Here is a 1982-nt window from a genome sequence, read left to right on the forward strand (position 1 = left end):
GCCCTTCCAGGCCCGCCGCCCCGTCCGTCTCCGCCCCTTCCCGGCCCGCCTCGCCACCGGGCCGCTCGGGCTCGTCACCGGGGCCGATCAGCTCCAGGAGCTGGACGGCGAGGCTGCGCAGGATCGAGATCTCGACCTCGTCCAGCGCGATGGCGGCGCCGCCGCCGGACCCGGGTTCGAAGTGGCCCGCCATCAGCGGTCCTGCTGAAGGGTCGCCCACAGGCCGTAGCCGTGCATCGCCTGCACGTCCCGCTCCATCTCCTCGCGGCTGCCGCTGGACACGATCGCCCGCCCCTTGTGGTGCACATCCAGCATCAGTTTCTTCGCCTTGTCCTTGGAATATCCGAAATACGCCTGGAAGACATAGGTCACATAACTCATCAGATTCACCGGGTCGTTGTGGACGACGGTGACCCAGGGCACGTCGGGTTCGGGCACCTCGACATGCTCTTCGGTGGTCTCCGGGCGCTCGATCTCCGTAGGGGCGACACTCACAGGTCCCATGCTGCCACCCGGAGCGGGCACCCGCGCAAACGCGGGCCCCGGCTCCATATCGTCATCCTGACGAGATGTGGGGTACCCTCGCACCGACCGTACGAACTCGCGAGGTGAGGACCCCATGCACGAGGCAGAAACGGGGCTGCCGGTCGCCGTGCCCTCGACGGCGCTGTTTACCGACCAGTACGAGCTGACGATGCTGCAGGCCGCGCTCCGCGCCGGCACGGCGCAGCGCCGCTCCGTCTTCGAGGTCTTCACCCGCAGGCTCCCCGAGGGGCGCCGGTACGGCGTCGTGGCGGGCACCGGGCGGGTCCTGGACGCGGTGGAGAACTTCCGCTTCGAGGACCAGATGCTGGACTTCCTCCGCGCCGGCCAGGTCGTGGACGAGCCCACCCTGGAGTGGCTGGCGGACTACCGCTTCAGCGGCGACATCCTCGGCTACCCCGAGGGCGAGGTGTACTTCCCCGGCTCGCCGCTGCTGCGCGTCGAGGGCACCTTCGGCGAGTGCGTCCTGCTGGAGACGGTGATCCTCTCGATCCTCAACCACGACTCGGCGGTGGCCGCCGCCGCGTCCCGGATGGCCGCGGCGGCGGGCGGGCGCCCGCTGATCGAGATGGGCGCCCGGCGCACCCATGAGCTGGCGGCGGTCGCGGCCTCCCGCGCGGCGTATGTGGGCGGCTTCACCACCACCTCGGACCTGGCCGCCGGCTTCCGCTACGGCATCCCCACCGTCGGCACCAGCGCACACGCCTTCACCCTGCTGCACGACACCGAGCGGGACGCCTTCACCGCGCAGGTGGAGTCGCTGGGCGGCGGCACCACGCTGCTGGTGGACACCTACGACGTGGCCGAGGCCGTCCGTACGGCGGTGGAGGTGGCCGGCCCCGGGCTGGGAGCCGTCCGGATCGACTCCGGCGACCTGCTGCTGGTCGCGCACCGGGTACGCCAGCAGCTCGACGAGCTGGGCGCGCACAAGACGAAGATCGTGGTGACCAGCGACCTGGACGAGTACGCCATCGCCTCGCTCGCCGCCGCGCCGGTCGACGCGTACGGCGTGGGCACCCGGCTGGTCACCGGCAGCGGCCACCCGACCTGCTCCATGGTCTACAAGCTGGTGGCCCGCGCCGACTCCAGCGCGCCCGACGCGCCGCTGCGGCCGGTCGCCAAGCGCTCGCTGGGCGGCAAGACCTCGATCGGCGGCGCCAAGTGGGCCGCCCGGCCGCTGGACGCGGACGGCGTCGCGGAGGCCGAGGTCGTGGGCAGCGGCCCGGTGCCGGACGAGCTCGCGGCGCACCAGCTGCAGGTCGGCCTGGTGGAGGGCGGCACCGTGGTGCGGCGGGAGCCGCTGCAGCGGGTCCGCGAACGGCATCTGGCGGCCCTCGCCCGGCTGCCGATGTCCGCCATGCAGCTCTCCCGCGGCGAGCCGGTGCTGCCGACGGAACACCGGCGGACGGGGGCGTGACGGAGCACGCCGGGGGCATGGG

2 protein-coding genes and 1 pseudogene are annotated in these 1982 nt (G+C 72.6%); 1 reads left to right on the top strand and 2 read right to left on the bottom strand.

Translation table 11 applies throughout. The features are described from left to right. Positions 1–193: pseudogene (locus tag G5C65_RS36310) on the bottom strand (DUF2017 domain-containing protein); the annotation flags it as partial. Beyond that, the gene (gene clpS / locus G5C65_RS36315) at positions 193–504 is read right to left on the bottom strand and encodes an ATP-dependent Clp protease adapter ClpS (RefSeq protein WP_165303311.1); all 312 of its coding nucleotides are present in this window, start codon (positions 502–504) and stop codon (positions 193–195) included. The gene clpS and the pseudogene G5C65_RS36310, both read right to left, overlap by 1 nt. A 115-nt stretch (positions 505–619) precedes the next feature. On the opposite strand from clpS, the gene G5C65_RS36320 reads away from it, so the two are divergent. After that, complete coding sequence (locus tag G5C65_RS36320) at positions 620–1960, top strand: nicotinate phosphoribosyltransferase (protein WP_165303312.1); 1341 nt, start codon at positions 620–622, stop codon at positions 1958–1960. Positions 1961–1982: the final 22 nt, after the last annotated feature.

Origin of the sequence: Streptomyces boncukensis, assembly GCF_011045075.1 — a bacterium.
In the GTDB taxonomy this organism is placed as follows: domain Bacteria; phylum Actinomycetota; class Actinomycetes; order Streptomycetales; family Streptomycetaceae; genus Streptomyces; species Streptomyces boncukensis.

What these genes read in the sequence shown, in the direction of transcription:
- clpS (WP_165303311.1), bottom strand. Translation starts at nt 504, where the DNA reads ATGGGACCTGTGAGTGTCGCCCCTACGGAGATCGAGCGCCCGGAGACC.
- G5C65_RS36320 (WP_165303312.1), top strand. Translation starts at nt 620, where the DNA reads ATGCACGAGGCAGAAACGGGGCTGCCGGTCGCCGTGCCCTCGACGGCG.